Consider the following 24,727-nt stretch of genomic DNA (forward strand, 5'->3'; position numbering starts at 1 on the left):
GCCCTGAGGGGCGTCTGAGTCGTCCCCCCCGGTGGGCCCACCCCCTAGGGGGTTCGCCCCACGGTCGTCTCCGGAGGCGGCTTTTGCACTGCGTACCGCTACCGGTACGGTCGGTCCCGCCGGGTGACGACCTCCCGGCGGGCGCACCCCGCGCACCCCGCGCACGCGCGACACACCGGAAGGGTCAGCGATGGCGATCGCCAAGGCAGAGCGGCTGATGAATCTCGCCCTGTGCCTGATGAATACCAGACGTCCGCTCTCCAAGAAGGAGCTGCGGGAATCCATCGAGGCGTACCGCGAGGCCTGGCAGAACAGCAGCGAGGACGCCTTCAACCGGATGTTCGAGCGGGACAAGGACGACCTGCGCGAACTCGGCCTGGTGATCGACGTCGACGAGAGCGCCCTGGACGGCGAACTCGGCTACCTGGCCCGCGCCGACCGCAACCGGCTGCCCGAGATCGCGCTGGACGCCGAGGAGGCGGCCGCGCTGACCCTGGCCGCCCGGGTCTGGCAGCAGGCCAAGATGTCCGGCGCGGCCAGCGGCGCGCTGCAGAAGCTGCGCGCCGCCGGGGTGCCGTTCGCCGAGCCCGAGGGCCGGACCGCCCTGGAGCCGCGCATCCCCGCCCGGGAGGCCGCGTTCGAGCCGCTGCTCACCGCCGCCCGGGACCGCCGCCCGGTCGGCTTCGAGTACCGCAAGGCCGGCGCCGCCGTCGGCGAGCTGCGCACCGTCGAGCCGTGGGCGCTGGAGTGCTGGCGCGGGCACTGGTACCTGGCCGGGTGGGACCGCGACCGCGGCGACGCCCGGGTGTTCCGGCTCAGCCGGATCACCGGCAAGGTCCGGGCCAAGGTCGGCGCCTTCCTCGGCACCGTGCCCGAGCACGTCGACGTCCGCGCCACCGTCGCCAAGTTCGCGGGCGAGGGCGCCACCGCCACCGCCACCGTCCGGGTCCGCCGGGGAGCGGGCTTCCCGCTGCGCACCAAGGCGCTGAGCAGCGCGCGGGTGGACGACGGCTGGGACGAGCTGGAGATCCCGTACGGCAACGGGCTGGGCGCCGACCTCGCCGAGTTCGGGCCGGACGTGCTGGTGCTCGGGCCCGAGGAGCTGCGGGCCGACGTGATCGACCGGCTGCGGGCCGTGGCCGGGCTGGACGTGGTGAACGGAAGCGGAGGGGTTCAGGCGTGAGCAACGCGATCGACCAGACGCGGCGGATGCTGTCGCTGGTCACCTACCTGCGCGAGCGCCCCGGCGCCGAGGTGGCCGAGGTGGCCCGCGCGTTCGGGATCTCCGAGCGCGAGCTGATCGGGGACCTCAACGTGCTGCCGATGTGCGGCACCAGCTTCCGCGGCGGCGACCTGCTCGACATCGACACCGACGGCGAGCGGATCTGGTGGCACAACGTCGACGACGTGGCCCAGCCGCTGCGCCTCGCCGCCGACGAGGCCACCGCGCTGCTGGTCGCCGCCCGCGCGGTGGCCGGGCTGCCCGGCCTGCGGGCCGGCGACCGGGAGGCGCTCACCCGGGCCGTCGTCAAGATCGAGAACGCGGCGGGCGAGAGCGCCGCCGGCAGCGCCCGGGTCGGCGTGACCTTCGAGGCGGAGGGCCACGTGTTCGCCGACATCGACCGCGCGCTCAGCGAGGGGCGCCGCCTGTGGCTGCGTTACTACTCGCACGGGCGCGGCGGGATGACCGAGCGCGAGGTCGACCCGATCCGGCTGCTCACCGAGGGCCACACCTACCTCGAGGCCTGGTGCCGTACCTCCGAGGACCACCGGATGTTCCGGCTGGACCGGGTCGCCGAGATCCGGGTGCTGGACGTCCCCGCCGACCCGCCGCGACGCGAGCCGCGCGATCTGAGCGGCGGGCTGGTCAACCCGTCCGCGGACGACCCCGAGGTGGTCGTCGAGGTCTCCTCCGGCGGGCGCTGGGTGGCCGAGTACTACACCCACGACCGGGCCGAGGAACTGCCCGACGGCGGGCTGCGGATCACCCTGCGCAGCGCCGACCCCTCCCAGCTGCGCCCGCTGGCGCTGCGGCTGGGCCGGGACGGCCGGATCGTCTCGCCGCCCGGGCTGGCCGGGCAGGCCCGTGCGGCCGCCCTGGAGGCGCTGGCCGCGTACGGGGAGCAGACCGTTGCCGACGGGGAGGGGCGGGTCTGATCGGTGGAGCCCGGGACCAGATTCAAGGTGTACTGCTCCGAGTGCCGGGAGAAGGTCGAGCTCCCGGCGGAGGAGTTCCGGCTGACCCTCGGTCGCACCCCGGCCCAGGCGCACTACAGCTTCGGCTGCCCGCTCTGCGGGGCGGCGGTGCGCAAGCCGGCCGGGGAGAAGATCGTCGCGGCGCTCGTCGGGGCCGGGGTCCGCACCATGCGGCTCGTCCCGGCCGAGGGGTAGCGGGCGCTCTCCCGCGGACCGGGCCGGGGGGCCGGGCCCGATAGGGTGGGGCGCATGTCCTGGATGCTCGTCGCCGCCGTCCTGCTCGCCACCGCGGGCCTGCTGGTCCTCGGGGTGCTCGCGATCCGGCTCTGGCTGGACGTGCGGGCGCTGGCCAAGGGTGTGGACGCGGCCTCGCGGGCGCTGGCCGAGGCGGCGGGGGAGCTGGCGGAGGCCGTACCGGGGCGGTAGGGCCGTCCGGTGGCACCCCTCGGGTGGTGCCCGCCGGGTGAGGCCGTCCGGTGGTGGCCGTCCGGTTGTTCCCGTTCGGTAGCGCCTGTTCGGTAGCACAGGAGGGCCGTCGGTGGTACGGGGGCTGCTGCGGGGAGGCGGGGGCGGGTTACGCTCTCAGATGGCTCCTGCAGATGGCTCCTGAACTGCGAACCGGGGCCGCTGTCCTGTTCGGGCGGCCGTCGTCGTGGCGTCATCCGCAGCGGTTACCATCCGCGGCGGGGGGCCCGACGGGTCGCCATGAGTGAAGGTTGGTCGCGCAATGCGCATCTCGATGACCGCGATCGTGGTGGTCGTGATTTTCGCCGTCCTGCTGTTCGGCGCCAAGCGGCTGCCCGACCTGGCTCGCTCGCTCGGGCAGTCGATGCGGATCCTGAAGAGCGAAACCAAGGCCATGCGCTCGGACGGCGCCGAGGAGGACGCCGCCGCGACGCCGCCTCCGGCACCCCGGGTCGACGGCGGTTCGGCGACGACCGCGGCCAGGACCATCCAGGCCGCTCCGGGCGCCTCGGGCACCGCCCGCCCGGTGGCCGAGCCCGCCGCCGGGCCGTCCGCGGCCGACGGCGACCGCCCGCGCTGAGCGCGGCGCACGTGACGAACGCGACCACGGAGGCCCGTCGACCGGCGGGCCTCGACGCACGAGTTGAGGACCGGGGTTGAGCAAGCTCTCCAAGGCGTCGAAGGCGTCCAAGGATCCTGAGGGGCGGATGGCCCTCACCGACCACCTGCGGGAACTGCGCAACCGCGTGGTCAAGTCGGTCCTGGCGATCGTGGTGATCACCATCGTGGCGGCGATCTACCACAGGCAGATCGAGAACTTCCTGCTGGAGCCGCTGCCGCGCTGCACACCGGAGACCGCCAACCAGTTCAAGGGCAAGTGCGCCCAGGTCTCCAACATCGGTCTGACCGCCGGTTTCACCTGGATGCTCAAGGTGTCGCTGACGGCCGGTGTGGTCGCGACCGTGCCGATCTGGCTCTACCAGGTCTGGGCCTTCGTGGCACCCGGTCTGCACCGGCACGAGAAGAAGTACGCCGTCATCTTCATGCTGTGCGGGGCGCCGCTCTTCCTGGCCGGTGTGGGCTGCGCCATCCTGGTGCTGCCGACCACCGTCGACGTGCTGATCTCGTTCACCCCGGACAAGACCACGCCGATCCTGCCGCCTGAGGACTACCTCGACATCGCCACCCGGATGGTGCTGGTCTTCGGCCTGGCCTTCGAGTTCCCGCTGCTGCTGGTGATGATGAACATGGTCGGCATGGTCACCGGCAAGCGGCTGCTCGGCTGGTGGCGCGGCATGGTCATGGGCATCACGGTCTTCGCCGCCTTCGCCACCCCGAGCGCCGATCCGGTGAGCATGCTCACGCTGGCCGCGCCGATCTGGGCGTTCTACTTCCTCGCGGTGGGCATCGCGATCTTCAACGACAGGCGCAAGGAGCGCCGCAACCCCGACGCCGGGCTGAGCGACGAGGAGGCCTCGGAGCTGGACCTCTCGGTGCAGCCGGTGGCCGGTACGGAGATGGTCCAGGCCTCGGCCGCGCCGACGGCGGGCGCCCCGGTGCCGGCCGCCCGTCACGAGCAGATCGACGACATCACCTGAGCCGGTAGCGCACCCTGAGGCCCCGGCCCGCCGCACGACGCGGTGGGCCGGGGCCTTTGCGCTGCTCCGGCCCGGTGGGCCGGGGCTTTTGTGCTGCTCCGGCCTGGTGCGGGATTCGGCGGGTGGTCTTGGCAGGGTGGATGGCATGTGACATATTACTGAAGTGCTCAAGACCCAGAGACCTCCCCTGGATGTCGTCGTGGTCGGCGCCGGCGTGGTCGGCGCCGCCTGCGCCTACTACGCGGCCCGCGCCGGGCTCACCGTCGCCGTCGTCGACCGCGGACCGGTGGCCGGCGGCACCACCGGCGCCGGCGAGGGCAACCTGCTGGTCTCCGACAAGGAGCCCGGGCCCGAACTCGACCTCGCCCTGCTCAGCACCCGGCTCTGGCACGACCTCGCCGAACACCTCGGCGCGGCCGTCGAGTACGAGCCCAAGGGCGGCGTGGTGATCGCCTCCACCCCGGCCGGGCAGGACGCCCTGCGGGCCTTCGCCGTCGGCCAGGCCGCCGCCGGCGTCACCGCCGAGGAGATCCCCGCCGAGCGGCTGCACGAGCTGGAGCCGCACCTCGCCCCCGGCCTCGCCGGCGGCTTCCACTACCCGCAGGACGCCCAGGTCCAGCCCGCCCTCGCCGCCGCCCACCTGCTGCGCGAGGCCCGCCGGATGGGTGCCGAGCTGATCACCGGCGAGACCGTGACCGCCGTGCACCGGGGGCCGGACGGCGCCGTGCGCGGAGTACGCACCGACCGCCGCCGCCTCGACGCCCCCGCCGTCGTCAACGCGACCGGCACCTGGGGCGGCGAACTGGCCCGGCTGGCCGGGGTGCACCTGCCGGTGATGCCCCGCCGCGGCTTCGTCCTGGTCACCGAGCCGCTGCCGCGGATCGTCCGGCACAAGGTCTACGCCGCCGACTACGTCGCCGACGTCGCCAGCGGCTCGGCCGGGCTGCAGACCTCCGCCGTGGTCGAGGGCACCCCCGGCGGGCCCGTGCTGATCGGCGCCAGCCGCGAACGGGTCGGCTTCGACCGCACCCTCTCCCAGGAGGTGCTGCGGCGGCTCGCCGCCCAGGCCGCGGCGCTCTTCCCGGTGCTCGCGGACGTCACCGTGATGCGCACCTACCGGGGCTTCCGCCCGTACCTGCCGGACCACCTGCCGGCCATCGGCGAGGACCCCAGGGCGCCCGGGCTCTACCACGCCTGCGGGCACGAGGGCGCCGGCATCGGGCTGGCCCCGGCGACCGGCCTGCTGATCAGCGAGCAGCTGACCGGCAAGCAGCCGGAACTGGACCTCGCGCCGTTCCGCCCGGACCGCTTCCCGGCGGACGCCGGGGCCTGAGCCCGGGACTGCTGCCTGCCTGCCGACTGCCTCGCTCTGTCGATCGCCCTCGTTCGTCGACCAACCCCGGAACGGAGAAGCCGCCGATGCGCCGCACCCCCGCCGACCTGGTCCGGGCCGAACCCGGCCCCGCCCACCACATCGAGTTCGACGGCCGACCCGTCCCGGCCCTGCCCGGACAGTCGATCGCCGCCGCGCTCTGGGCCGACGGCGTGCTCGCCTGGCGCACCACCCGGGTCGGCGGCCGGCCGCGCGGGGTGTTCTGCGGCATCGGCGCCTGCTTCGACTGCCTGGCCACCGTCGACGGCCGCCCCAACCAGCGCACCTGCCTGCTCCCCGCCGAACCCGGCACCACCGTCACCACCCAGGAGGGCAACGGCCGTGCCGACCTCGCCGTCTGACCGGACCGCCGCCGAAGCGGCCCGACGCCCCGACCTCGCGGTGATCGGCGCCGGCCCGGCCGGGCTCGCGGCCGCCGTGACCGCCGCCGACCTCGGGCTGCGCTGCGTCCTGCTGGACGCCGGCCGCAGCACCGGCGGGCAGTACTACCGGCACCCCGCGCCCGGCCTCGGCGCCGCCCGCCCGGACCGGCTCCACCACGGCTGGTCCGTCTATACCGGACTGGCCGACCGGCTCGCCGCGCACGAGCGGGCCGGGCGGGTCCGCTTCCTCGGCGGCCACCAGGTGTGGGCGCTGGAGCGGACCGGCGACGGCTTCGCCGTGCACGTCACGCGCGGACCGGAGGCCACCGACCGGGCCACCGTCACGGCCGCGTCCGTGCTGCTCGCCACCGGTGCGTACGAGCGCCAGCTGCCGTTCCCCGGCTGGACCCTGCCCGGGGTGGTCACTGCGGGCGGCGCCCAGGCGATGCTGAAGGCCGGGCTGGTGCTGCCCGGACGGCGGATCGTGGTGGCCGGCAGCGGGCCGCTGCTGCTCGCGGCGGCGTCCTCGCTGGTCACCGCCGGGGCCGAGGTGCCCGCGGTCGTCGAGGCCACCGACTACCTCGGCTACGCCCGGCGCCCCGGCGCCTTGGCGGCCGTCCCCGCCAAGCTCGTCGAGGGCGCCGGCCACGGGAGCACGCTGCTGCGGCACGGCGTGCGGCTGCGCCCGCGCAGTGCCGTCGTCGAGGCGCACGGGACCGAGCGGGTCACCGCCGTCACGGTGGCCCGGCTGGACGCCGACTGGCGGCCGGTGTCCGGCACCGAACGCCGGATCGCCTGCGACGCCGTCGCCGTGGGCCACGGGCTGCTGCCGCAGATCGACCTGGCCACCGAACTGGGCGCGGCCACCAGGACCGCCCCGGACGGCGCAGCCGGGCTCCAGGTCGACGCCCGGCTGCGCACCACCGTGCCCGGCCTCTGGTCGGCGGGGGAGACCAACGGCGTCGGCGGCGCGGACCTCGCGATCGTGGAGGGCGAACTGGCCGCGCACGCCGTGGCCGACCGGCTGCCGAAGCCCGCACTGCTGCGCCGCCGGGCCCGGCTGCGGAACTTCGCCGACCTGATGGCCGCGGCCCACCGGCCCGGCCCCGGCTGGACCGGCTGGCTGCGCCCGGACACCGACGTCTGCCGGTGCGAGGAGGTGCCGGTCTCGGCGATCCGGGAGGCCGTGGACGAGCTGGGTGCGGGCGATCCGCGCACCGTCAAGCTGCTCACCCGGGCCGGGATGGGCTGGTGCCAGGGCCGGATGTGCGGTCCGGCCGTGGCCTGCCTGGCCGGCTCGGGTGAGCCGGGGCCGGACCGGCGGCCGCTGGCCTGCCCGGTGCCGCTGTCGCAGCTGGCGGCCGGGCCAGCCGGCGAGGACGGCGACACGGCCTAAGGTCCGTCGAACATGCGGGCCGGGGACTCTTGTCTCCGGCCCATCTCCTCTAATAAAATGTCACACCTCACCAAGGAGCTCATCGTGTCCAACACCCCACACGACACCGCCCGGCCCTGGCGCGGCATCATGGTCGCCACCACGATCCCGCTGCGCCCGGACCTCTCCGTCGACTACGACGCGTACGCCGAGCACGTCCGCTGGCTGATCGAGTCCGGCTGCGACGGCGTCGTCCCCAACGGCTCGCTGGGCGAGTACCAGACGCTCACCGCCGAGGAGCGCGCCCGCGTCGTCGAGGTGGCCGTCGAGGCGGCCGGCGACGGCTCCCGGGTGATGCCCGGCGTGGCCGCCTACGGCAGCGCCGAGTCCCGCCGCTGGGCCGAGCAGGCCGCCGAGGCAGGCGCCGGCTCCGTGCTCCTGCTGCCGCCGAACGCCTTCCGGGCCGACCACGCGTCCGTCCGGGCGCACTACGCCGACGTGGCCAAGGCCGGACTGCCCGTCGTCGCGTACAACAACCCGATCGACACCAAGGTCGACCTCGTCCCCGCGCTGCTCGCCCAACTGCACGGCGAGGGCTCGATCGTCGCGGTCAAGGAGTTCAGCGGCGACGTCCGCCGGGCCTACGAGATCGCCGAACTGGCCCCCGGGCTGGACCTGCTGATCGGCGCCGACGACGTGCTGCTGGAACTGGCGCTGGCCGGCGCGGTCGGCTGGATCGCCGGCTACCCGAACGCCCTGCCGGAGGCCAGCGTCGCGCTGTACCGGGCCGCCGTGGCGCACGAGCTGGACACCGCGCTGCCGCTGTACAAGTCGCTGCACTCGCTGCTGCGCTGGGACTCCAAGACCGAGTTCGTCCAGGCCATCAAGCTGTCCATGGACATCGCCGGGCGCCCCGGCGGCCCCGTCCGCCCGCCGCGCCAGCCGCTGACCCCGGACATCGAGGCGGCCGTTCGCGCGGCCACCGAGAAGGCGCTGGCCGAGGGCCTGGCCTAACCGGGAGACTTCGTCACCAGGGCCGGCTGAGGGGGCAGCCGGCCCGGCCCCACCCACCCGATCCGGCGTACGGTCACCACCTCCGTACGCCCACTCCGACGGGAGTCGTCAGAGCCATGCGCAGCCGTCACGTGTTCCACGCCGTCGACTCGCACACCGAGGGCATGCCGACCCGGGTCATCACCGGCGGCTTCGGCGTCATCCCCGGCGCCACCATGGCCGAGCGCCGGGTGCACTTCCAGCAGCACCTGGACCACTTCCGCACCCTGCTGATGTACGAGCCGCGCGGCCACGCCGCGATGAGCGGCGCCATCCTCCAGCCGCCGACCCGGCCCGACGCCGACTTCGGCGTGCTCTACATCGAGGTCTCCGGCCTGCTGCCGATGTGCGGCCACGGCACCATCGGCGTCGCCACCGTGCTGGTCGAGACCGGCATGGTGCCGGTGGTCGAGCCGGTCACCACGGTGCGGCTGGACACGCCCGCCGGACTGGTGATCGCCGAGGTGCGGGTCGAGGACGGCGCCGCCACCGCGGTGACCATCCGCAACGTGCCGTCCTACTCGGCCGCGCTGGACGCCAAGATCGAGGTGCCCGGGTACGGCACGATCGGCTACGACCTGGCGTACGGCGGCAACTTCTACGCCATCCTGCCGCTCGCCGAGTTCGGGCTGCCCTTCGAGCGCGAGCGCAAGCAGGACATCCTGGAGGCCGGACTGGCCCTGATGGCCGCCATCAACGCGAGCCCCGACCGCCCGGTGCACCCGGAGGACCCGTCCATCCACGGCTGCCACCACGTCCAGCTGCTCGCCCCCGGCTCCACCGCCGAACACTCCCGGCACGCGATGGCCATCCACCCCGGCTGGTTCGACCGCTCGCCCTGCGGCACCGGCACCTCGGCCCGGATGGCGCAGCTGCACGCACGCGGCGAACTGCCGCTGGGGCGCGACTTCCGCAACGACTCCTTCATCGGGACGACCTTCATCGGGCGCCTGGTCGAGGAGACCGAGGTGGCCGGGCGGCCAGCCGTGGTGCCCACCGTCACCGGGCGGGCCTGGGTCACCGGCACCGCCCAGTACTTCCTCGACCCGCGTGACCCGTTCCCGGCCGGGTTCCTGCTGTAGAGCTGTCTGAAGCTGTTTGAAGCCGTTTGAAAGAGGAGCCGGCCTCGGGGGAGGGGCCCGCTCAGACGTCCGCTGAACCACCTTCGAAGGGCTGCTGGTCGTGACCATCACCTCGTACAACCCCGCCGACCCCGCGGACCTCGTCGTCGCCGTCGAGGAACCCGGCGCCGAAGCCGTCCGGGCCGCCGTCGCCCGGGCCCGGGCCGCCCAGCCCGGCTGGCTCGCGGCCGGCGCGGGCGCCCGGTCGGCGGCGCTCGGCCGGATCGCCGAAGCGGTCGAGGCGCACGCGGACGAACTGGCCGGGCTGATCGTGCGCGAGGTCGGCAAGCCGCTCGCCGAGGCACGCGGCGAAGTCGCCCGCACCGCGGCGATCTGGCGCTACTACGCGCAGGCGCCGTTCGCGCCGTCCGGGGCGGTGCACGAGACCGCCGCCGGGCCCGGGCTGCTGCTCACCCGGCGCCGCCCGTACGGCGTCGCCGGGCTGATCGCGCCGTGGAACTTCCCGCTGGCGATCCCCACCTGGAAGGCCGCGCCGGCGCTGGCGGTCGGCAACACCGCAGTGCTCAAGCCGGCGCCCGAGGCGACCGCCTGCGCGCTGCGGCTGGCCGAACTGGCCGCCGGGGCCGGGCTGCCGGAGGACGTGTTCACCGTGCTGCCGGGCGGCGCCGAGGAAGGCGCGGCGCTGGTCGACACGGCCGACGTGGTCTCCTTCACCGGCTCGACCGGCGTCGGCCGGGCCGTGGTGCGGGCCGCCACCGAGCGCGGCGTCCCGGTGCAGGCCGAACTCGGCGGGCTGAACGCCGCGCTGGTGCTGCCGGACGCCGACCTCGCGCAGGCCGCCGCCCACCTCGCCGCCGCCATTGCCGGGTACGCGGGGCAGAAGTGCACCGCCACCAGCCGGGTGATCGCGGTCGGCGCCGCGTACGAGCCGCTGCGCGACGCCCTGGTCAAGGCGCTGGAACTGGTCGACGACACGGCCTGCGGGCCGGTCATCAACGCCGCCGCCCGGGACCGGCTGACGGCCGCCGTCGACTCGGCCGTCGCCGCCGGGGCCACCCTGCTCACCGGCGGCCGGGCACCCGAGCGGGACGGCTGGTACCTCGAACCGGCCCTGCTCACCGACGTGCCGGCCGAACACCCGCTGGCCCGCGAGGAGTTCTTCGGACCGATCGCGCTGCTGCACGCCGCCGCCGACCTCGACGAGGCGATCGCGCTCGCCAACGACACCCCGCACAGCCTCTCCACCTCCGTGCACACCCGCAGCCTGGACGTGGCGCTCGCCGCCGCCGACCGGCTGGACGCGGGCATGATCCGGGTCAACGCGCCGTCCAGCGGCGTCGACTTCCACCTGCCGTTCGGCGGCGCCAAGGGCGCCGCCCACGGCGAGCGCGAACAGGGCCAGGCGGCGCTGGACTTCTACACCGTCAGCCGCACGGTCAGCCTGCTGCCGGGCGGGGGCGCCTGATGCTCGTCCGCACCGTCGACTACCACGCGGCCGGTGAGCCGTTCCGGATCGTGCTGGACGGCGTGCCCGCGATCCCCGGCGACAGCGTCGCCGAACGGCGGGCCATCGCACTCGGCGCCGGCGGCAGCGCGACCGCGCCCCGGCCGAGCGCGCTGGACGACGCCCGGCAGCTGCTCAGCCGCGAACCGCGCGGCCACGCCGGGATGTACGGCGGGTTCCTGGTGCCGCCGGACGACGACGAGGCGCACTTCGGGGTGCTGTTCTGGCACAAGGACGGCTACTCGACGGCCTGCGGGCACGGCACCATCGCGCTCGGCGCCTGGGCGGTGGACTCCGGGCGGGTCGCGGCCCCCGCCGACGGCGTGGCCCGGGTGCGGATCGACGTGCCGTCCGGCCGGGTCACCGCGCTGGTGCACCGGGCCGGCGGGCGGACCACCGGCGTCACCTTCCGCAACGTGCCCACCCGGGTCGCCGCCCTGAAGTTGCCGCTGGCCACTTCGCGGGGCACCGTGGAGGTCGCGGTGGCGCACGCGGGCGCCTGCTACGCCTCCGTGCCGGCGGCCGCCCTCGGCCTCGCGGTCGAGCCCGCGCAGCTGCCCGAACTCACCGCCGCCGGGCGGGAGATCAGGGAGCTGCTGGCCGGCGCGGCGGCGGTGGCGCACCCGAGCGACCCGCTGCTGTCGGGCGTGTACGGGGTCATCCTGTTCGACGAACTCGTCTCGGAGGACGGCGTGTTGAACCAACGGAACGTCACCGTCTTCGCGGACGGGCAGATCGACCGCTCGCCCTGCGGCTCCGGGACCTCCGCCCGGCTCGCCGTCCTCGCCGCCGAGGGCCGGCTCGCGCCGGGGGAGGAACTGCGGCACGAGTCCGTCATCGGGACGGTCTTCACCGGCCGCGTCCTGCCCGGCGGCGACCCGCTGGACGGCGGCGTCGTCACCGAGGTGACCGGCAGCGCCCACCGTACCGGCGAGCACGCGTTCGTCCTGGAACCGGACGACGACCTGGGGGCGGGGTTCCTGCTGTGACCGCTCCTGCGAATCCGCCTGCGGACCCTGCTGCGCCGCCTCATGCGTCGTCTCATGTGCCGCCTCTTGTGCCGCCCGGTACGGCGGCTGAGCCGCTCCAGTACGCCGTGCCGGGCGTTGGCGGGGTCGGGCCCGCGGCCGCGGTGGCGGCGATCGAGCGGGTGCTGCTCGACGGGTTCGACCCGGAGCCGGCACCGGCCCGCTCGGCCGTCCCCGTCCCGGCCGGCGAACTGCTGATGATGCCGGCCGCCGCCGGCCCGTACGCCGGGGTGAAGATCGCCGGGGTCGCGCCCGCCAACCCCGGCCGGGGCCTGCCCCGGATCACCGGCAGCTACCTGCTGCTCGACGGGCCCACCCTGCAGCCGCTCGCCCTGCTCGACGGCGCCGCGCTCACCGCGCTGCGCACACCCGCCGTCACCGCCGTCGCGCTGCGCCGGCTGGCCGCGCCGGACGCCGAACACCTGGTGCTGTTCGGCTCCGGGCCGCAGGCGTACGGGCACCTGGACGCGCTGCTGGCCGTCCGGCCGCTGACCAGGCTCACCGTGGTGGCGCGGGACGCCGGACGGGCCGGGGCCCTCGCCGCGTACGGGCGCGGCCTCGGGCTGGCGGCCGGGGTCGGCGGGCCGGAGGCCGTCGCCGAAGCGGACCTGGTGGTCTGCTGCACCACCGCGCGCACGCCGCTGTTCGACGGCGCCCTGGTGCCCGAGCACGCCGCCGTCGCGGCCGTCGGCTCGCACGAGCCCGACGCGCGGGAGGTGGACGAGGTGCTGGTCGGGCGGGCCGAACTGTACGTGGAGGCGCGGACGGTGGCGGCGCGCGAGGCCGGCGACCTGATCATGGCGGGGGTGGCCGGCCGGCAGCTGTGGAACCTGGCCGAGCTGGTGCGCGGCGACGCGCTGGTGCCGGCGGGGCGGCCGCGGTTCTTCAAGAGCGTCGGCATGGCGTGGGAGGACCTGGCGGTCGCGGCGGAGGTGTACCGGCGGGGGTAGGCGCCGGGCGCTCCCGGCTGCCAGGGGCGCTCAGCCGCCGAGGGGGCGGGGCCGGCTGTCCGGGTGGGTGTCCGAATCGCGAAATGTTGCGCACTCAACGTAACGTGACATTGTACGCTGGTGTTCTGCACCCACCCGGAGGAACACCATGGCCGACCTCAAACCCCGCACCCTGATCTCCGTACAGGAGCGGCTTCGCGACCAGGTCGCCCACGCGCTCCGGGCGGCCCTGATCTCCGGCGAACTGCGCCCCGGCGTCGTCTACTCCGCACCCGCGCTCGCCGCCGACTTCGGCGTCTCCGCCACCCCCGTCCGCGAGGCCATGCTCGACCTCGCCCGCGAAGGCCTCGTCGAGGCCGTCCGCAACAAGGGCTTCCGGGTCACCGAGCTCACCGAGCGTGACCTCGACGACTACACCGAGATCCGCGCCCTGATCGAGGTCCCCACCGTCGGCCGGGTGACGCGCACGGCGACCAAGGAGCAGCTGGAGCGGCTGCGCCCGCAGGCCGAGGAGATCGTCGCGGCCGCGCGCAAGCACGACCTCATCGGGTACCTGGAGGCCGACCGGCAGTTCCACCTGGACCTGCTGGGGCTGGCCGGCAACGCCCGGCTGGTCGACGTCGTCAGCGACCTGCGGAAGCGCTCGCGGCTGTACGGCCTCAACCGGCTCGACGAGCGCGGCGAGCTGACCTCCTCGGCGGAGGAGCACCTGGAACTGCTCGACCTCATGCTGGCCGGCGACGCCGAGGCGGCCGAGGCCTGCATGACCCGCCACCTCAGCCACGTCCGCTCGCTGTGGGCGGGGCAGGACGAGGCGGCGGAGGAGGCCCGCCCGGCGCTGAAGCTGCGGGCGCGGTAGGGGCAGCCGGGGCTAAACCGCCCGTTCGGGTGAAGACTGGGGATCGGGCGGCGGAATGTGTTCGCGCCCTACGATGATGTTCTCGACATCGGCAGCCAGGAGGAAATCCATGTCCGCCGCAGCAGTGGAAGAGCCCATCGAGCAGCCGACGCTGCTCGAAGTCGCCGAGCTGATCTCCAACCAGTTCGCCGGGCACCGGGTCGAGATCGTCGGGAGCCAGATCACCGTGACGCCGCCTCCGAATGCTTCGCACGGCAAGTCGCTGAGTCGCCTCATGCGTGCGCTGTTCGCCGCCGGCCTCGACGGGGATGAGGTCGACGTCATTCAGGGCGTTGGCATCTGGCTGCCGGATGGGCCGTCGGACTACGCCGTTCCCGACCTGGCGATCGTCGATGCCGACATCGATGACCACTTGATCGAGTACAACTGTTACGACCCGGCGGTCTTCCGGCTCGTGTTGGAGGTCACGTCGTCCAACATCAGCGACGACCTGAAGCGGAAGCCCTTCGTCTATGCCGCCGCTGGAGTACCCGTCTACGTGATCGTGGACCGGACGAACCAGCGGGTCATGGTGCTCACTGACCCACAGGAGGGCGAGTACCGCGTGCACGCCGTCCACCATCCGGGGCAGTCGTTCACCCTGCCGGAGTCGATCGGGGCGTCGGTGACGCTGTCGGTGGACGACGTGCTGGCGGCGAAGAAGTAGCTCAGGCCGCTGCCGGCACTGTCAGGCGGCCGTCGTGGACTTCGGCGATCTGGTCGACGGCCGTCAGGTGGGTGCGGTCGTGGGTGACCAGGACGGTGGCGGTGGCGCGGCGGTGGGTGAGGTCGGTGATGAGGTCGAGGACGGCGGCGCCGCGTTCGTGGTCGAGGGCGCTGGTGGGTTCGTCGATCAGCAGGACGGTGGGGTCGTTCATCAGCGCGCGGGCGATGTTGACGCGCTGGCGCTGACCGCCGGAGAGCTGGTGCGGGCGGCGGGCGGCCTGGTCGCGCAGGCCGACGGCGCCCAGCAGGTCCAGGGCCCGGGGGAGGGCGGTGCGCGGGGAGCGGCCGTCCAGGTGGGCCATCACCTGGAGCTGTTCGACGGCGGTGAGTGAGGGCAGCAGGTTGGCCTGCTGGAAGACGATGCCGATCCGGGTGCGGCGCAGCGCGGTCAGTTCGGCGCGGCCGAGGCCGGTGGTGTCGGTGCCGTCCACCACGACCTGGCCGGTGTCCGGGGTGATCAGGGTGGCGGCGACCGCCAGCAGGCTGGACTTGCCGGAGCCGGACGGGCCGACGACGGCCGTGATCGAGCCCTTGGGGACGGTCAGCGACACGTCGTCCAGCGCCGTGAGCCGGCCGTCGCCGTCCGGGTAGGTGAGGGTGATGTGGTCGAGGGTCAGGCTCATCGGGCACTCCCCAGGGCGGTCAGCGGGTCGACGGAGGTGATCCGGCGGATGGACAGGGCGGCGCCGACCGCGCCGAGCGCGATCATGACGGCGGCGGGCAGCAGCAGGGTCGGGGCGTCGAGGACGAAGGGGACGGCGGAGCCGATCAGCGCGCCGGCGCCCAGGGCGAGTGCGGTGCCGGCGGCGGTGCCGAGCACCAGCAGCAGGACGGCCTGGCCGAGGGCGTCGCGCAGCAGGTAGCGGGTGGAGGCGCCGAGGGCCTTGAGTACCGCGACGTCGCCGCTGCGCTGGATCGTCCAGACGGTGAAGAAGGCGCCGATCACCAGGGCCGAGATGGCGAACAGGAAGCCGCGCATCAGTTGGAGCGAGCCGTTCTCGGAGGTGTAGGAGCCGATCGCGGCGAGGGCGTCGTCGCGGGTGCGGGTCTCGGTGCCGTGGCGGGCGTCGGCGCCGTGCAGGTCGGCGCCCTTGGCGGTGGTGAGCGCGATGACGGTCGCGTGGCCGGCGCCGCCGGGGGCGGCCTGCTGCCAGTCGGTGAGGCTGGTCCAGATCACCGGGGTGTGGCTGTACGCGGCGTCGCCGTAGACGGCCGCGACCCGGAGGCGGTGGCCGGCCAGGGTGAGGTCGGCGCCGGGGGCGAGGTCGCCCAGGTTCTTGGCGGTGGTCTTCGACAGGACAGCCTGGCCGGGGGCGATCCGGGCGCCCTGCGGGGCCAGCGCGGAGCCGTCCGGGACGCCGAAGGCGGACAGCGCGGTGGTGCGGGTGCCGGCGGCGGCCTTGGTGGTGGTGATGCCCAGGGGCTGGGCGGAGGTGACGCCCGGCTCGGCCGACCAGGCCTGCCACTGCTCGGGGGTGACCTGGGAGTCGGTGAAGGAGAGCTTCTGTCCGTCGGCGGGCTCACCGAACACCAGGTGGTCGGCGGGCAGGCCGGTGATCGCGGAGATGTTCTGCCGGCCGAGTCCGGCGGTCAGTCCGGACAGCAGACCGACCAGTACGGTGATCAGCACGATGACGGTCCCCATCAGGGCGAACCGCCCCTTGGCGAACCCCAGATCCCTCCAGGCGACGAACACGGTGGGCCTTCCTGCTGAACGAGTGCTTCCGACGCTTCCACCGTCCCGGAGAAGGGGTCCCGCGGGCATCGCACTGCGGATTGCATCCTCGGCATCAAAGGGCAGAAGCGGAGTTCAACCTTTTGATTGATGCCGGGGCCCGGTCCGGAACCTAGGCTGGACGGATGGCGACCGAACGATCCCGCACCACCCCCGTCGCCCGCGTCCTCCAGGTCTGCCTGCACCTGCTCGTGGCGGGCCTGCTCGCCCTGGCCGTCGCCCGCGCCGCCGTCGGCCGGGACGGCGACCCGCTGCCCGTCGCCGCCGCGGCCACCGCGATGGCCGCCGTGTACGCCGTCGGCCCCCGGCTGGCCGCCGTCCGCCGCTCGCGCCGGGCCGCCGCGCTGTGGCTGGCGCTGCTCGGCGTCACCTGGGTGGGCGTGCTGATCGCCACCCAGGACGGGGTGTGGCTGGCGTTCCCGCTGTACTTCCTGGAACTGCACCTGCTCGGGCGGCGCGGCGGCCTCGCCGCTGTCGGGCTGACCGCCGCCACCGCCATCGCCGCCTGGTCCTGGCACCAGCACACCTTCAGCCTGCCCGCCGCGATCGGACCCGCGCTCGGCGCGGCCGTCGCCACCGCCACCGTGCTCGGCTACCAGGCGCTGTACCGGGAGAGCGAGGAGCGCCGCCGGCTGATCGACGAACTCACCGCCGCCCGCGCCGACGCCGCGGCCGCCCACCACACCGCCGGGGTGCTCGCCGAACGCGAGCGCCTCGCCCGGGAGATCCACGACACCCTCGCGCAGAGCCTCAGCTCCATCCAGCTGCTGCTGCGGGCCGCCCAGCGGGCCCTGCCGGAACGCACCGAGGCCGCCTCCGGGTACGTCGAGCAGGCCCGGCAGGCCGCCCAGGACAACCTGGACGAGGCCCGGCGGTTCGTCCGCGCGCTCACCCCGCCCGCGCTCGACGGCGACCCGCTGCCGGTCGCGCTGGAACGGCTGTGCGCCACCACGGCGGCGCACAGCGGCCTGCCGGTGAAACTGCACGTCTCCGGGGACCCGGTACGGCTGCCGGTGCCGCAGGAGGTCGCGCTGCTGCGGATCGCGCAGTCCGCGCTCGGCAACACCGTCCGGCACGCGCACGCCTCGCACGCCGAGGTGACGCTCAGCTACATGGAGGGCGAGGTGGCGCTGGACGTGTTCGACGACGGGGCCGGATTCGACCCGGTGGCGGTCGCCGGGCGCAGCGGAGGGGACGGCGGGTTCGGGCTGCCGTCGATGCGGGCCCGGGCGCGGGCGCTCGGCGGCACCTTCACGGTGGAGTCGGCGCCCGGCGGGGGCACGGCGCTCGCGGTGCAGCTGCCGGTGACGGAGGGCGGGGAGTGAACGGGCGGAGTGACGACGGGCGGGGCGAAGGCGGGCGGGGCGTGAACGGGCGGAACGAGGGAGGCCGGGGCGTGAACGAGCACAGTGACGGCGGGCGCGGGAGCGGCGCGGTGATCCGGCTGCTGCTGGCGGACGACCACCCGGTGGTACGGGCCGGGCTGCGGGCCGTCCTGGAGGGCGAGCCGGACTTCACCATCGCCGCCGAGGCCGCGACCGCCGAACGGGCCGTCGAACTGGCCGCGGCGGGCGGGATCGACGTGGTGCTGATGGACCTCCAGTTCGGGCCCGGCTCGGCCATGAACGGCGCCCAGGCGACCGCCGCGATCACCGCCCGGCCGGGCGCGCCCCGGGTCCTCGTCGTCACCACCTACGAAACCGACGCCGACACCCTGCCCGCGCTGGAGGCCGGCGCCACCGGCTACCTGCTCAAGGACGCCCCGCCGGAGGAACTGGCCCAGGCCGTCCGGGCGGCCGCCGCGGGCCGCTCGGCGCTGGCGCCGAGCGTCGCCGACCGGCTGCTGGAACGGATGCGGACGCCGTCGGCGGCGCTCAGCGTGCGGGAGACCGAGGTGCTGGGGCTGGTCGCGGACGGGCTGACCAACCAGCAGATCAGCCAGCGGCTGCACCTGAGCCAGGCCACGGTGAAGTCCCATCTGGTGCACGTCTACACCAAGTTGGCGGTGGACTCGCGGACGGCGGCGGTGCGGGCGGCGCGCGGGCGGGGGCTGATCCGCTGAGCGTAGGGTGGGCCGGGTCCGAACCGTATCCCGGAGTGGAGGACCCCGATGGCCGTCCGTCTCGATGAACTTTCCGTGCCGGTGATCGGCGCGCCGATGGCGGGCGGGGCGTCCACCCCGGAACTGGTGGCGGCGGTGAACCGGGCCGGCGGGCTGGGGTTCCTCGCCGCCGGGTACCGGAGCGCCGCCGCGATGGCCGAACAGGTCGCGCTGGTCAGGGAGTTGACCGGTGGGCCGTTCGGCGTGAACCTGTTCGTCCCGGCCCCGCCCGGCGATCCGGCGGCCGTCGCCACCTACCGGGAGCGGCTGCGGCCCGAGGCCGAGCGGTGGGGCGTGGTGCTGCCCGAGGAGATCGGGCCGGACCGGGACGACTGGGAGGCCAAGCTCGCCGTGCTGCTGGCGGACCCGGTCCCGGTGGTCTCGTACACCTTCGGCCTGCCGACGCCGCAGGAGGCGGCGGCGGTCCGCGCGGCCGGGTCGTTCCAGGTCGGCACCGTCACCACGCCCGCGGAGGCGCGGGCGGCGGAGGCGGTCGGGATGGACGCGCTGTGCGTGCAGGGCCCGGAGGCCGGCGGGCACCGCGCCACCCACCGGATCGGGGACGAGCCCGGCGACGCCCCGCTGCTGGAGCTGCTGCCCGCCGTCCGGGCGGTGACGGCGCTGCCGCTGATCGCGGCCGGCGGGCTGGGCGACGGACCGGCGGTGGCGGCGGCGCTGCGGGCCGGGGCGGCGGCGGTGCAGCTGGGGACGGCCCTGCTGCGCGCCGACGAGTCCGGCACCTCGGCCGCGCACCGGGCGGCGCTCACCGAACTCCCGGAGACGGCCGTCACCAGGGCCTTCACCGGCCGCCCGGCCCGCGGTCTGCGCAACGCCTTCATCGACCGCCACGGCCCGTACGCCCCGCCCGCCTACCCCGAGGTGCATCACCTCACCCAGCCGCTGCGCGCCGCCGCGACCCGCCGCGCCGACCTCCGGTCCATGCACCTCTGGGCCGGCACCGCCCACCGGAAGACCCGCACGGGCCCGGCGGCGGACCTGATCGCGGAGCTGTGGCGCTCCGCGCGGGGGTAGTGCGCCCGGCGCGCGCGGTCGGGGCGTGTCGTCCCTCGCAAGGGTGGATTAGGCCGGAAAACGCGCGGTAACGTATAAGGGACAACTTAATTTTGCCCCATGTGGGAGATCACACTCGTTGGTCCGGTGAACGACTGGTTCCTGGACATCTGCGTCAAGGATCCGGACACCGCCAACCAGATTGCTGATGCGGTCACGCTGCTCGCCCGGAGAGGGCCGCTGCTCAGGCGCCCGATGGTCGACAGGATCCAGGGGAGCAAACTGCACAACCTCAAGGAACTCAGGCCCGGCTCGGCCGGGCAGTCCGAGATTCGGATGCTCTTCGTCTTCGACGCCGAGCGGGAGGCGATCATCCTGGTCGCCGGCGACAAGAACGGGGAGTGGTCCCGGTGGTACGACGTCAACATCCCGCTGGCAGAGGCCCGCTATGAGCAGTACGTCAACGAGAAGGACGAGGGAGCGCGCGCATGAAAGGCCGTAGTTGGACCGAGGTGTGGGCCGAGGCGCAGCGTCTCAACCCCGCGTTGGCGACGCCGGAGGCGGAGGCTGAGCGGGCGCGGATCCGGCAGGAGACGCTGGCGCGGATCCGTGGGTACGAGCTGGCTGAGCTGCGGAAGGGGGCCGGGCTGACGCAGAAGGAGGTGGCCGCGCTGATGGGCGTGAGCCAGGCGCGGGTGTCGCAGATCGAGCACGGGCAGGTGGACAGCCTGGACAACCTGCGGGCGTACGCCGCCGCGATCGGCGGGGAGGTCGAGGTGGCCGTTCGGCAGGGGGAGCGGACGATCAAGGTGGCTTGATCGTCCGCCCGGTTCGCACGGTTCAATCCAGCAGGCTCGCCATCCAGGATTCGATGGCGGGGGCGGTGCGGGGGAGGGCGTGGGACATGAGGTGGGCGCCGTCGGGGGTGATGACGAGGTCGTCCTCGATGCGGATGCCGAGGCCGCGGAGTTCGAGGGGGAGGGTTTCGTCGTCGGGCTGGAGGTAGAGGCCGGGTTCGACGGTGAGGACCATGCCGGCTTCCAGGGTGCCGTCGAGGTAGCGGTCGGCGCGGGCCCTGGCGCAGTCGTGGTAGTCGAGGCCGAGCATGTGGCCGCTGCCGCAGAGGGTGTAGCGGCGGTGGAGGCCGTTGTCCTCGGCGAGGGACTGTTCGGCGGGGATGCGCAGGACGCCCCAGTCGGCGAGGCCTTCGGCGATGACCCGCATGGCGGCGTTGTGGAAGTCGCGGAAGCGGGCGCCGGGTCGTAGCGCGGCGATGCCGGCGCTCTGGGCGGCGAGGACGAGGTCGTAGGCCTGCCGTTGGATGGGGGTGAAGGTGCCGCTGAGCGGGAGGGTGCGGGTGATGTCGGCGGCGTAGAGGGTGTCGGTTTCGACGCCGGCGTCCAGCAGGAGCAGGGAGTTCGGGTCGAGGGCGCCGTCGTTGCGGATCCAGTGCAGGACGCAGGCGTGGGCGCCGGAGGCGGCGATGGTGGTGTAGCTGGTGCCGTTGCCCTCGGCGCGGGCGCGCAGGTCGAAGACGCCCTCGATCCAGCGTTCGCCGCGGGGGTGGCGCAGGGCGGTGGGCAGGGCGCGGACGACGTCCTGGAAGCCGGTGACGGTGTGGTCGACGGCGAGTTGTAGCTGGTCGATCTCCCAGGTGTCCTTGACCAGGCGCAACTCGGCGAGGACGGCGTCGAGTTCGCCGTCCCGTGCGGTGTGGGCGCCGGGGCGTCCGGTGCTTTCGTCGACGAGGGGGTCGGTGCCGGCGAGGACGCGGGTGGGCGGCTGGGGGCCGGTGAGGAGTTTGTCGAGGTCGTCGAGGTGTTCGGTGCGCAGTCCGGTGAGCGCGGCGGCTTCGGCGAGGTCGGGGCGGCGGCCGACCCAGAACTCGCCGTAGCGGCGGTCGCGGTAGAACTCGGCGCCGTTGGCGTGCCCCCCGCGGGGGGAGCGGGGGCGCAGGTACAGGACCGGCTCGTGGCCGTGGGGGCCGGTCGGTTCGAGGACGAGGACGTGGTCGGCCTGGTCCTCGCCGGTGAGGCCGGTGAGCCAGGCGTAGGCGCTGTGCGGGCGGAAGCGGTGGTCGAGGTCGTTGCAGCGGACCTTGAGCCGGCCGGCGGGGACGATCAGCCGTTCGCCGGGGAAGGCGGCGGAGAGGCGGGCGTGGCGGCCGGGGAGGCGGTCGTGGCCGGGGGCGCGCTGGTCGGCGGGGAGGGGGGTGGCGGCCCAGCGGGTGCCCATGAAGGCGTCGAGGGCGGGGGAGACGGGGAGGTCGTGGCTCCCGGTGTTGAGGCCGGTCTGGCGGTGGGTCACCGGTGAACTCCTAGGAGGGGTGGGGGTGGTGTGGCCCGGACACAGCTCGGTAACGGGAGGCGTCACCTCTTGTGCAGTGCAATTTCACATTACTATGTTACGGGTCACACCGCGGAGCGGCCAGACCTCGAAGGTCGCCTCCCGGTCGGGTCCCGGATCACCTCCCGGGGCGGACCACGGGCTTCACGGCAGGCCCCCCACAGCGGAGTTGCACATGACCAGGCGCACCCACGCCGCCCTCGCGGCGGCCCTCGCGGCGACCCTCACCCTCGGCCTCGGGGCCTGCAAGAACGACAAGAGCGACAGCGGCGCCGACGCGGCGGCGGGCAGCACCAAGGGCCCGGGGGCGGCGTCCGGTTCGATCGTCGGCGGCACCCCGGTCAAGGGCGGCACCCTCACCGTCCTGTCCAACCAGGACTTCGCCCACCTCGACCCGGCCCGCAACTGGACCATGCCGAACATGGACTTCGGCATCCGGCTGCTCTACCGCACCCTGGTCACCTTCAAGGCCGAGCCGGGCGCCGCCGGCAGCGAGCTCGTCCCCGACCTCGCCACCGACCTCGGCCGCTCCTCCGACGGCGGGAAGACCTGGACCTTCACCCTCAAGGACGGCGTCAAGTACGAGGACGGGACGCCGATCAAGTCCGCCGACGTCAAGTACAACGTCGAGCGCTCCTTCGCCCCGGACCTCACCGGCGGCCCCGACTACGCCCAGCAGTACCTGGCCGGCGGCGAGAACTACAAGGGCCCGCTGAACGGCGAGCACCTGGCCAGCATCGAGACCCCGGACGAGAAGACCGTCGTCTTCCACCTGAAGCGCCCGGTCGCCGAGTTCTCCTCCACCGCGACGCTGCCGACCTTCGCCCCGGTGCCGCAAGCCCAGGACAAGGGCACCCAGTACGACCTGCGCCCGTTCTCCTCCGGCCCGTACAAGATCGAGACCTACGACCGCGGCAAGCAGCTGACGCTGGTCCGCAACACCAACTGGGACCAGTCCACCGACCCCGTCCGCAAGGCCTACCCGGACAGGATCGTCGTCGTCGAGGGGCTCAAGGCCGGTCAGATCGACGACCGGATCATCGCGAGCGAGGGCGAGGACGCCTCCACGATCGAGTGGGCGACGCTGCGCCCGGAGTCCATCTCCAAGGTGCTGCCCAAGCCGGACGTGAAATCCCGGCTGATCGCCGAGCAGCAGGGCTGCACCGACATGCTCTACCCCAACACCTCCAAGGCGCCGTTCGACGACCCCAAGGTGCGCGAGGCCCTGATGTACGCGGTGGACCGGGACGCCCAGGTCACGGCGTTCGGCGGCCCGGCGACGGCCGACGTGGCCACCTCCTACCTGCCGCCCGCGCTGACCGGCGGCACCAAGCAGGACACCCTGAAGATCGCCCCGACCGGCGACCCGGAGAAGGCCAAGCAACTGCTCAAGGACGCCGGCAAGACCGACCTCAAGGTCTCGCTGACCGTCTCCTCCGGTGACAAGACCCGGGCCGAGGCGCTCCAGCAGTCGCTGGCCAAGGTCGGCATCCAGGTCACCATCACCACCGCCGACCCGTCGGTCTACTACGACACCATCGGCGACACCAAGAACGCGCCCGACCTCGCCATCCTCGGCTGGTGCCCGGACTACCCGTCGGGTGCCACCTTCCTGCCCCAGGTCTTCGACGGCCGCACCATCAAGGAGAAGGGCAACCAGGGCAACGTCGAGCAGTTCCGCGACCAGGCCACCTCGGACCGGATCGACCAGATCAACGCGATGGGCGACGTCACCGAGGCCAACAAGGCCTGGATGCAGCTCAGTGACGACCTGCTGAAGAAGGCGCCCACCGTGCCGCTGCTCTGGCTGCGCCGCCCGCTGCTGGCCGGCACCAACGTGGCCGGCGCCTTCGGCCACCCGGTCTGGACCGGCCAGTGGGACTTCGCCACCATCGGCCTCAAGGACCCCTCGAAGAGCAAGGGCTGAGGGGCCGTCCGCGATGAGCACACGCACTGAGCCCGCCGCCGCGCCGGTCGCGGCGGCGGGCCCCGCGAAGGCCGCCGGCCGCGGGCCGTGGCGGCTGGTCTGGGACCAGCTGTGGGCCAGGGGCTCGGCCCGCTTCGGCCTGGTCACGGTCGCCCTGCTGATCCTGCTGACCGCCCTGGCCGGACCGCTGAGCGCGCTCGGCGGCTGGACCCCCGACGAGTTCGACAAACGCGCGATCGACCCTTACCTCGGCGGCCTGCCGATCGGCGACTTCGGCGGGATCGGCACCCGGCACTGGCTGGGCGTCGAACCCGCGACCGGGCGCGACCTGTTCGCCCGGGTCCTGCACGGCGGCCAGACCTCGCTGCTGATCGCGTTCACCGCCACCGTGCTGGTCGTGGTCGCCGGCACCCTGACCGGCATCGCCGCCGGCTACTTCGGCGGCCGCACCGACGCCGTGCTCTCCCGGCTGATGGACCTCACCATGTCCTTCCCGTCCCTGATCTTCATGATCTCGATGATGTCGGTGGCCAAGGACGTCAACCGGATCCTGCTGATGACCCTGGTGATCGGCCTGTTCGGCTGGCCCGGCATCGCCCGCGTGGTCCGCGGCCAGACCCTCTCGCTCAAGCACCGCGAGTACGTCGACGCGGCCAAGGTCGGCGGCGCCCGCTCCTGGCGGATCCTCACCCGGGAGATCCTGCCGAACGTCTCCGGGCCGATCATCGCCTACACCACGCTGCTCGTCCCCGGCATGATCGCCACCGAGGCCGCGCTCAGCTACCTCGGCGTGGGCGTGCGCCCGCCGACCCCGTCCTGGGGCCAGATGATCGCCGAGAGCATCGTCCACTACGAGACCGACCCGACGTACTTCCTGATCCCGACGGTCTTCCTGTTCCTCGCCGTGCTCGCCTTCACCCTGCTCGGCGACGCGCTGCGCGACATCCTCGACCCCCGAGGAGGCCGGTCGTGATCCT

General features: G+C 74.0%; 26 protein-coding genes. 23 read left to right on the forward strand and 3 right to left on the reverse strand.

What is annotated here, in order from left to right:
• Window positions 1-190: 190 nt before the first annotated feature.
• The 16 genes from ACFWPI_RS19410 to ACFWPI_RS19485 all read left to right on the forward strand — a co-directional run bounded on the left by ACFWPI_RS19410 (window position 191) and on the right by ACFWPI_RS19485 (window position 14,571).
• The gene (locus tag ACFWPI_RS19410; protein ID WP_380376189.1) at window positions 191-1,183 is read left to right on the forward strand and encodes a helix-turn-helix transcriptional regulator; all 993 of its coding nucleotides are present in this window, start codon (window positions 191-193) and stop codon (window positions 1,181-1,183) included.
• Between the two features lie 26 nt (window positions 1,184-1,209).
• On the forward strand, window positions 1,210-2,157 hold the full coding sequence (locus ACFWPI_RS19415; protein ID WP_350878052.1) for a WYL domain-containing protein: 948 nt from the start codon (window positions 1,210-1,212) through the stop codon (window positions 2,155-2,157).
• Between the two features lie 3 nt (window positions 2,158-2,160).
• Window positions 2,161-2,391 carry a hypothetical protein gene (locus ACFWPI_RS19420; protein WP_063346907.1) on the forward strand — a complete coding sequence of 77 codons (231 nt, stop codon included), beginning with the start codon at window positions 2,161-2,163 and terminating at the stop codon, window positions 2,389-2,391.
• A 54-nt stretch (window positions 2,392-2,445) separates the two neighbouring features.
• A complete protein-coding gene (locus tag ACFWPI_RS19425) occupies window positions 2,446-2,622 on the forward strand; it encodes a hypothetical protein (RefSeq protein ID WP_159398379.1) in 177 nt (58 codons plus the stop codon).
• Window positions 2,623-2,923: 301 nt separating this feature from the next.
• On the forward strand, window positions 2,924-3,241 hold the full coding sequence (gene tatA, locus ACFWPI_RS19430) for a Sec-independent protein translocase subunit TatA (protein WP_063346906.1): 318 nt from the start codon (window positions 2,924-2,926) through the stop codon (window positions 3,239-3,241).
• Between the two features lie 127 nt (window positions 3,242-3,368).
• Complete coding sequence (gene tatC, locus ACFWPI_RS19435; protein WP_380345068.1) at window positions 3,369-4,259, forward strand: twin-arginine translocase subunit TatC; 891 nt, start codon at window positions 3,369-3,371, stop codon at window positions 4,257-4,259.
• A gap of 163 nt (window positions 4,260-4,422) precedes the next feature.
• Window positions 4,423-5,592, forward strand: coding sequence for an NAD(P)/FAD-dependent oxidoreductase (locus tag ACFWPI_RS19440; protein ID WP_380376185.1), 1,170 nt, complete (start codon window positions 4,423-4,425; stop codon window positions 5,590-5,592).
• Window positions 5,593-5,678: 86 nt separating this feature from the next.
• Window positions 5,679-5,993: a (2Fe-2S)-binding protein gene (locus ACFWPI_RS19445; RefSeq protein ID WP_063346903.1), complete on the forward strand. Its 315-nt coding sequence runs from the start codon at window positions 5,679-5,681 to the stop codon at window positions 5,991-5,993.
• Window positions 5,974-7,410 (forward strand): NAD(P)/FAD-dependent oxidoreductase, encoded by a 1,437-nt coding sequence (locus ACFWPI_RS19450; RefSeq protein WP_380424938.1) that lies wholly within the window; start codon window positions 5,974-5,976, stop codon window positions 7,408-7,410. The genes ACFWPI_RS19445 and ACFWPI_RS19450 overlap by 20 nt, the downstream gene beginning before the upstream one ends.
• A gap of 129 nt (window positions 7,411-7,539) precedes the next feature.
• Complete coding sequence (locus ACFWPI_RS19455) at window positions 7,540-8,403, forward strand: dihydrodipicolinate synthase family protein (RefSeq protein WP_380345070.1); 864 nt, start codon at window positions 7,540-7,542, stop codon at window positions 8,401-8,403.
• Window positions 8,404-8,519: 116 nt separating this feature from the next.
• Window positions 8,520-9,524, forward strand: a complete 1,005-nt coding sequence (locus tag ACFWPI_RS19460; RefSeq protein ID WP_063346900.1) for a proline racemase family protein — start codon at window positions 8,520-8,522, stop codon at window positions 9,522-9,524.
• A gap of 94 nt (window positions 9,525-9,618) precedes the next feature.
• Window positions 9,619-10,989, forward strand: a complete 1,371-nt coding sequence (locus ACFWPI_RS19465) for an aldehyde dehydrogenase (RefSeq protein ID WP_244293592.1) — start codon at window positions 9,619-9,621, stop codon at window positions 10,987-10,989.
• Window positions 10,989-12,017 (forward strand): proline racemase family protein, encoded by a 1,029-nt coding sequence (locus tag ACFWPI_RS19470; protein ID WP_363377959.1) that lies wholly within the window; start codon window positions 10,989-10,991, stop codon window positions 12,015-12,017. The genes ACFWPI_RS19465 and ACFWPI_RS19470 overlap by 1 nt, the downstream gene beginning before the upstream one ends.
• A gap of 107 nt (window positions 12,018-12,124) precedes the next feature.
• A complete protein-coding gene (locus ACFWPI_RS19475) occupies window positions 12,125-13,006 on the forward strand; it encodes an ornithine cyclodeaminase family protein (protein ID WP_380376182.1) in 882 nt (293 codons plus the stop codon).
• A 148-nt stretch (window positions 13,007-13,154) separates the two neighbouring features.
• On the forward strand, window positions 13,155-13,865 hold the full coding sequence (locus tag ACFWPI_RS19480; RefSeq protein WP_063346897.1) for a GntR family transcriptional regulator: 711 nt from the start codon (window positions 13,155-13,157) through the stop codon (window positions 13,863-13,865).
• A gap of 109 nt (window positions 13,866-13,974) precedes the next feature.
• A complete protein-coding gene (locus ACFWPI_RS19485) occupies window positions 13,975-14,571 on the forward strand; it encodes a Uma2 family endonuclease (RefSeq protein ID WP_380345042.1) in 597 nt (198 codons plus the stop codon).
• Between the two features lies 1 nt (window position 14,572).
• On the opposite strand, the gene ACFWPI_RS19490 is transcribed toward ACFWPI_RS19485, so the two are convergent.
• A complete protein-coding gene (locus tag ACFWPI_RS19490) occupies window positions 14,573-15,253 on the reverse strand; it encodes an ABC transporter ATP-binding protein (protein WP_380376178.1) in 681 nt (226 codons plus the stop codon).
• The gene (locus ACFWPI_RS19495; protein WP_380376176.1) at window positions 15,250-16,326 is read right to left on the reverse strand and encodes an ABC transporter permease; all 1,077 of its coding nucleotides are present in this window, start codon (window positions 16,324-16,326) and stop codon (window positions 15,250-15,252) included. Before ACFWPI_RS19495 ends, ACFWPI_RS19490 begins: the two co-directional genes overlap by 4 nt.
• A 164-nt stretch (window positions 16,327-16,490) precedes the next feature.
• Here ACFWPI_RS19495 and ACFWPI_RS19500 point away from each other — a divergent pair, with 164 nt between their 5' ends.
• From ACFWPI_RS19500 to ACFWPI_RS19520, 5 genes are all read left to right on the forward strand, one after another.
• Window positions 16,491-17,690 carry a sensor histidine kinase gene (locus ACFWPI_RS19500; RefSeq protein WP_380376174.1) on the forward strand — a complete coding sequence of 400 codons (1,200 nt, stop codon included), beginning with the start codon at window positions 16,491-16,493 and terminating at the stop codon, window positions 17,688-17,690.
• A gap of 71 nt (window positions 17,691-17,761) precedes the next feature.
• Window positions 17,762-18,427 carry a response regulator gene (locus ACFWPI_RS19505; protein ID WP_380376173.1) on the forward strand — a complete coding sequence of 222 codons (666 nt, stop codon included), beginning with the start codon at window positions 17,762-17,764 and terminating at the stop codon, window positions 18,425-18,427.
• Window positions 18,428-18,475: 48 nt separating this feature from the next.
• Window positions 18,476-19,498: a nitronate monooxygenase gene (locus ACFWPI_RS19510; protein ID WP_380376171.1), complete on the forward strand. Its 1,023-nt coding sequence runs from the start codon at window positions 18,476-18,478 to the stop codon at window positions 19,496-19,498.
• 99 nt (window positions 19,499-19,597) lie between these two features.
• Window positions 19,598-19,969: a type II toxin-antitoxin system RelE/ParE family toxin gene (locus ACFWPI_RS19515; RefSeq protein WP_380376169.1), complete on the forward strand. Its 372-nt coding sequence runs from the start codon at window positions 19,598-19,600 to the stop codon at window positions 19,967-19,969.
• The gene (locus ACFWPI_RS19520) at window positions 19,966-20,295 is read left to right on the forward strand and encodes an XRE family transcriptional regulator (protein WP_371516288.1); all 330 of its coding nucleotides are present in this window, start codon (window positions 19,966-19,968) and stop codon (window positions 20,293-20,295) included. The genes ACFWPI_RS19515 and ACFWPI_RS19520 overlap by 4 nt, the downstream gene beginning before the upstream one ends.
• 22 nt (window positions 20,296-20,317) lie before the next feature.
• Here the strand turns inward: ACFWPI_RS19520 and ACFWPI_RS19525 are convergent, their stop codons facing one another.
• Entirely contained in the window at window positions 20,318-21,784 is a 1,467-nt protein-coding gene (locus tag ACFWPI_RS19525) for an aminopeptidase P family protein (RefSeq protein WP_380376166.1), read from the reverse strand.
• A gap of 214 nt (window positions 21,785-21,998) precedes the next feature.
• Here ACFWPI_RS19525 and ACFWPI_RS19530 point away from each other — a divergent pair, with 214 nt between their 5' ends.
• Together ACFWPI_RS19530 and ACFWPI_RS19535 are read left to right on the forward strand one after the other, a co-directional pair.
• Window positions 21,999-23,750, forward strand: a complete 1,752-nt coding sequence (locus ACFWPI_RS19530; protein ID WP_380376165.1) for an ABC transporter substrate-binding protein — start codon at window positions 21,999-22,001, stop codon at window positions 23,748-23,750.
• A 13-nt stretch (window positions 23,751-23,763) separates the two neighbouring features.
• Entirely contained in the window at window positions 23,764-24,723 is a 960-nt protein-coding gene (locus ACFWPI_RS19535) for an ABC transporter permease (RefSeq protein ID WP_380376163.1), read from the forward strand.
• Window positions 24,724-24,727 lie beyond the last annotated feature (4 nt).

This window comes from Kitasatospora sp. NPDC058492, from assembly GCF_042720685.1.
GTDB lineage: Bacteria > Actinomycetota > Actinomycetes > Streptomycetales > Streptomycetaceae > Kitasatospora.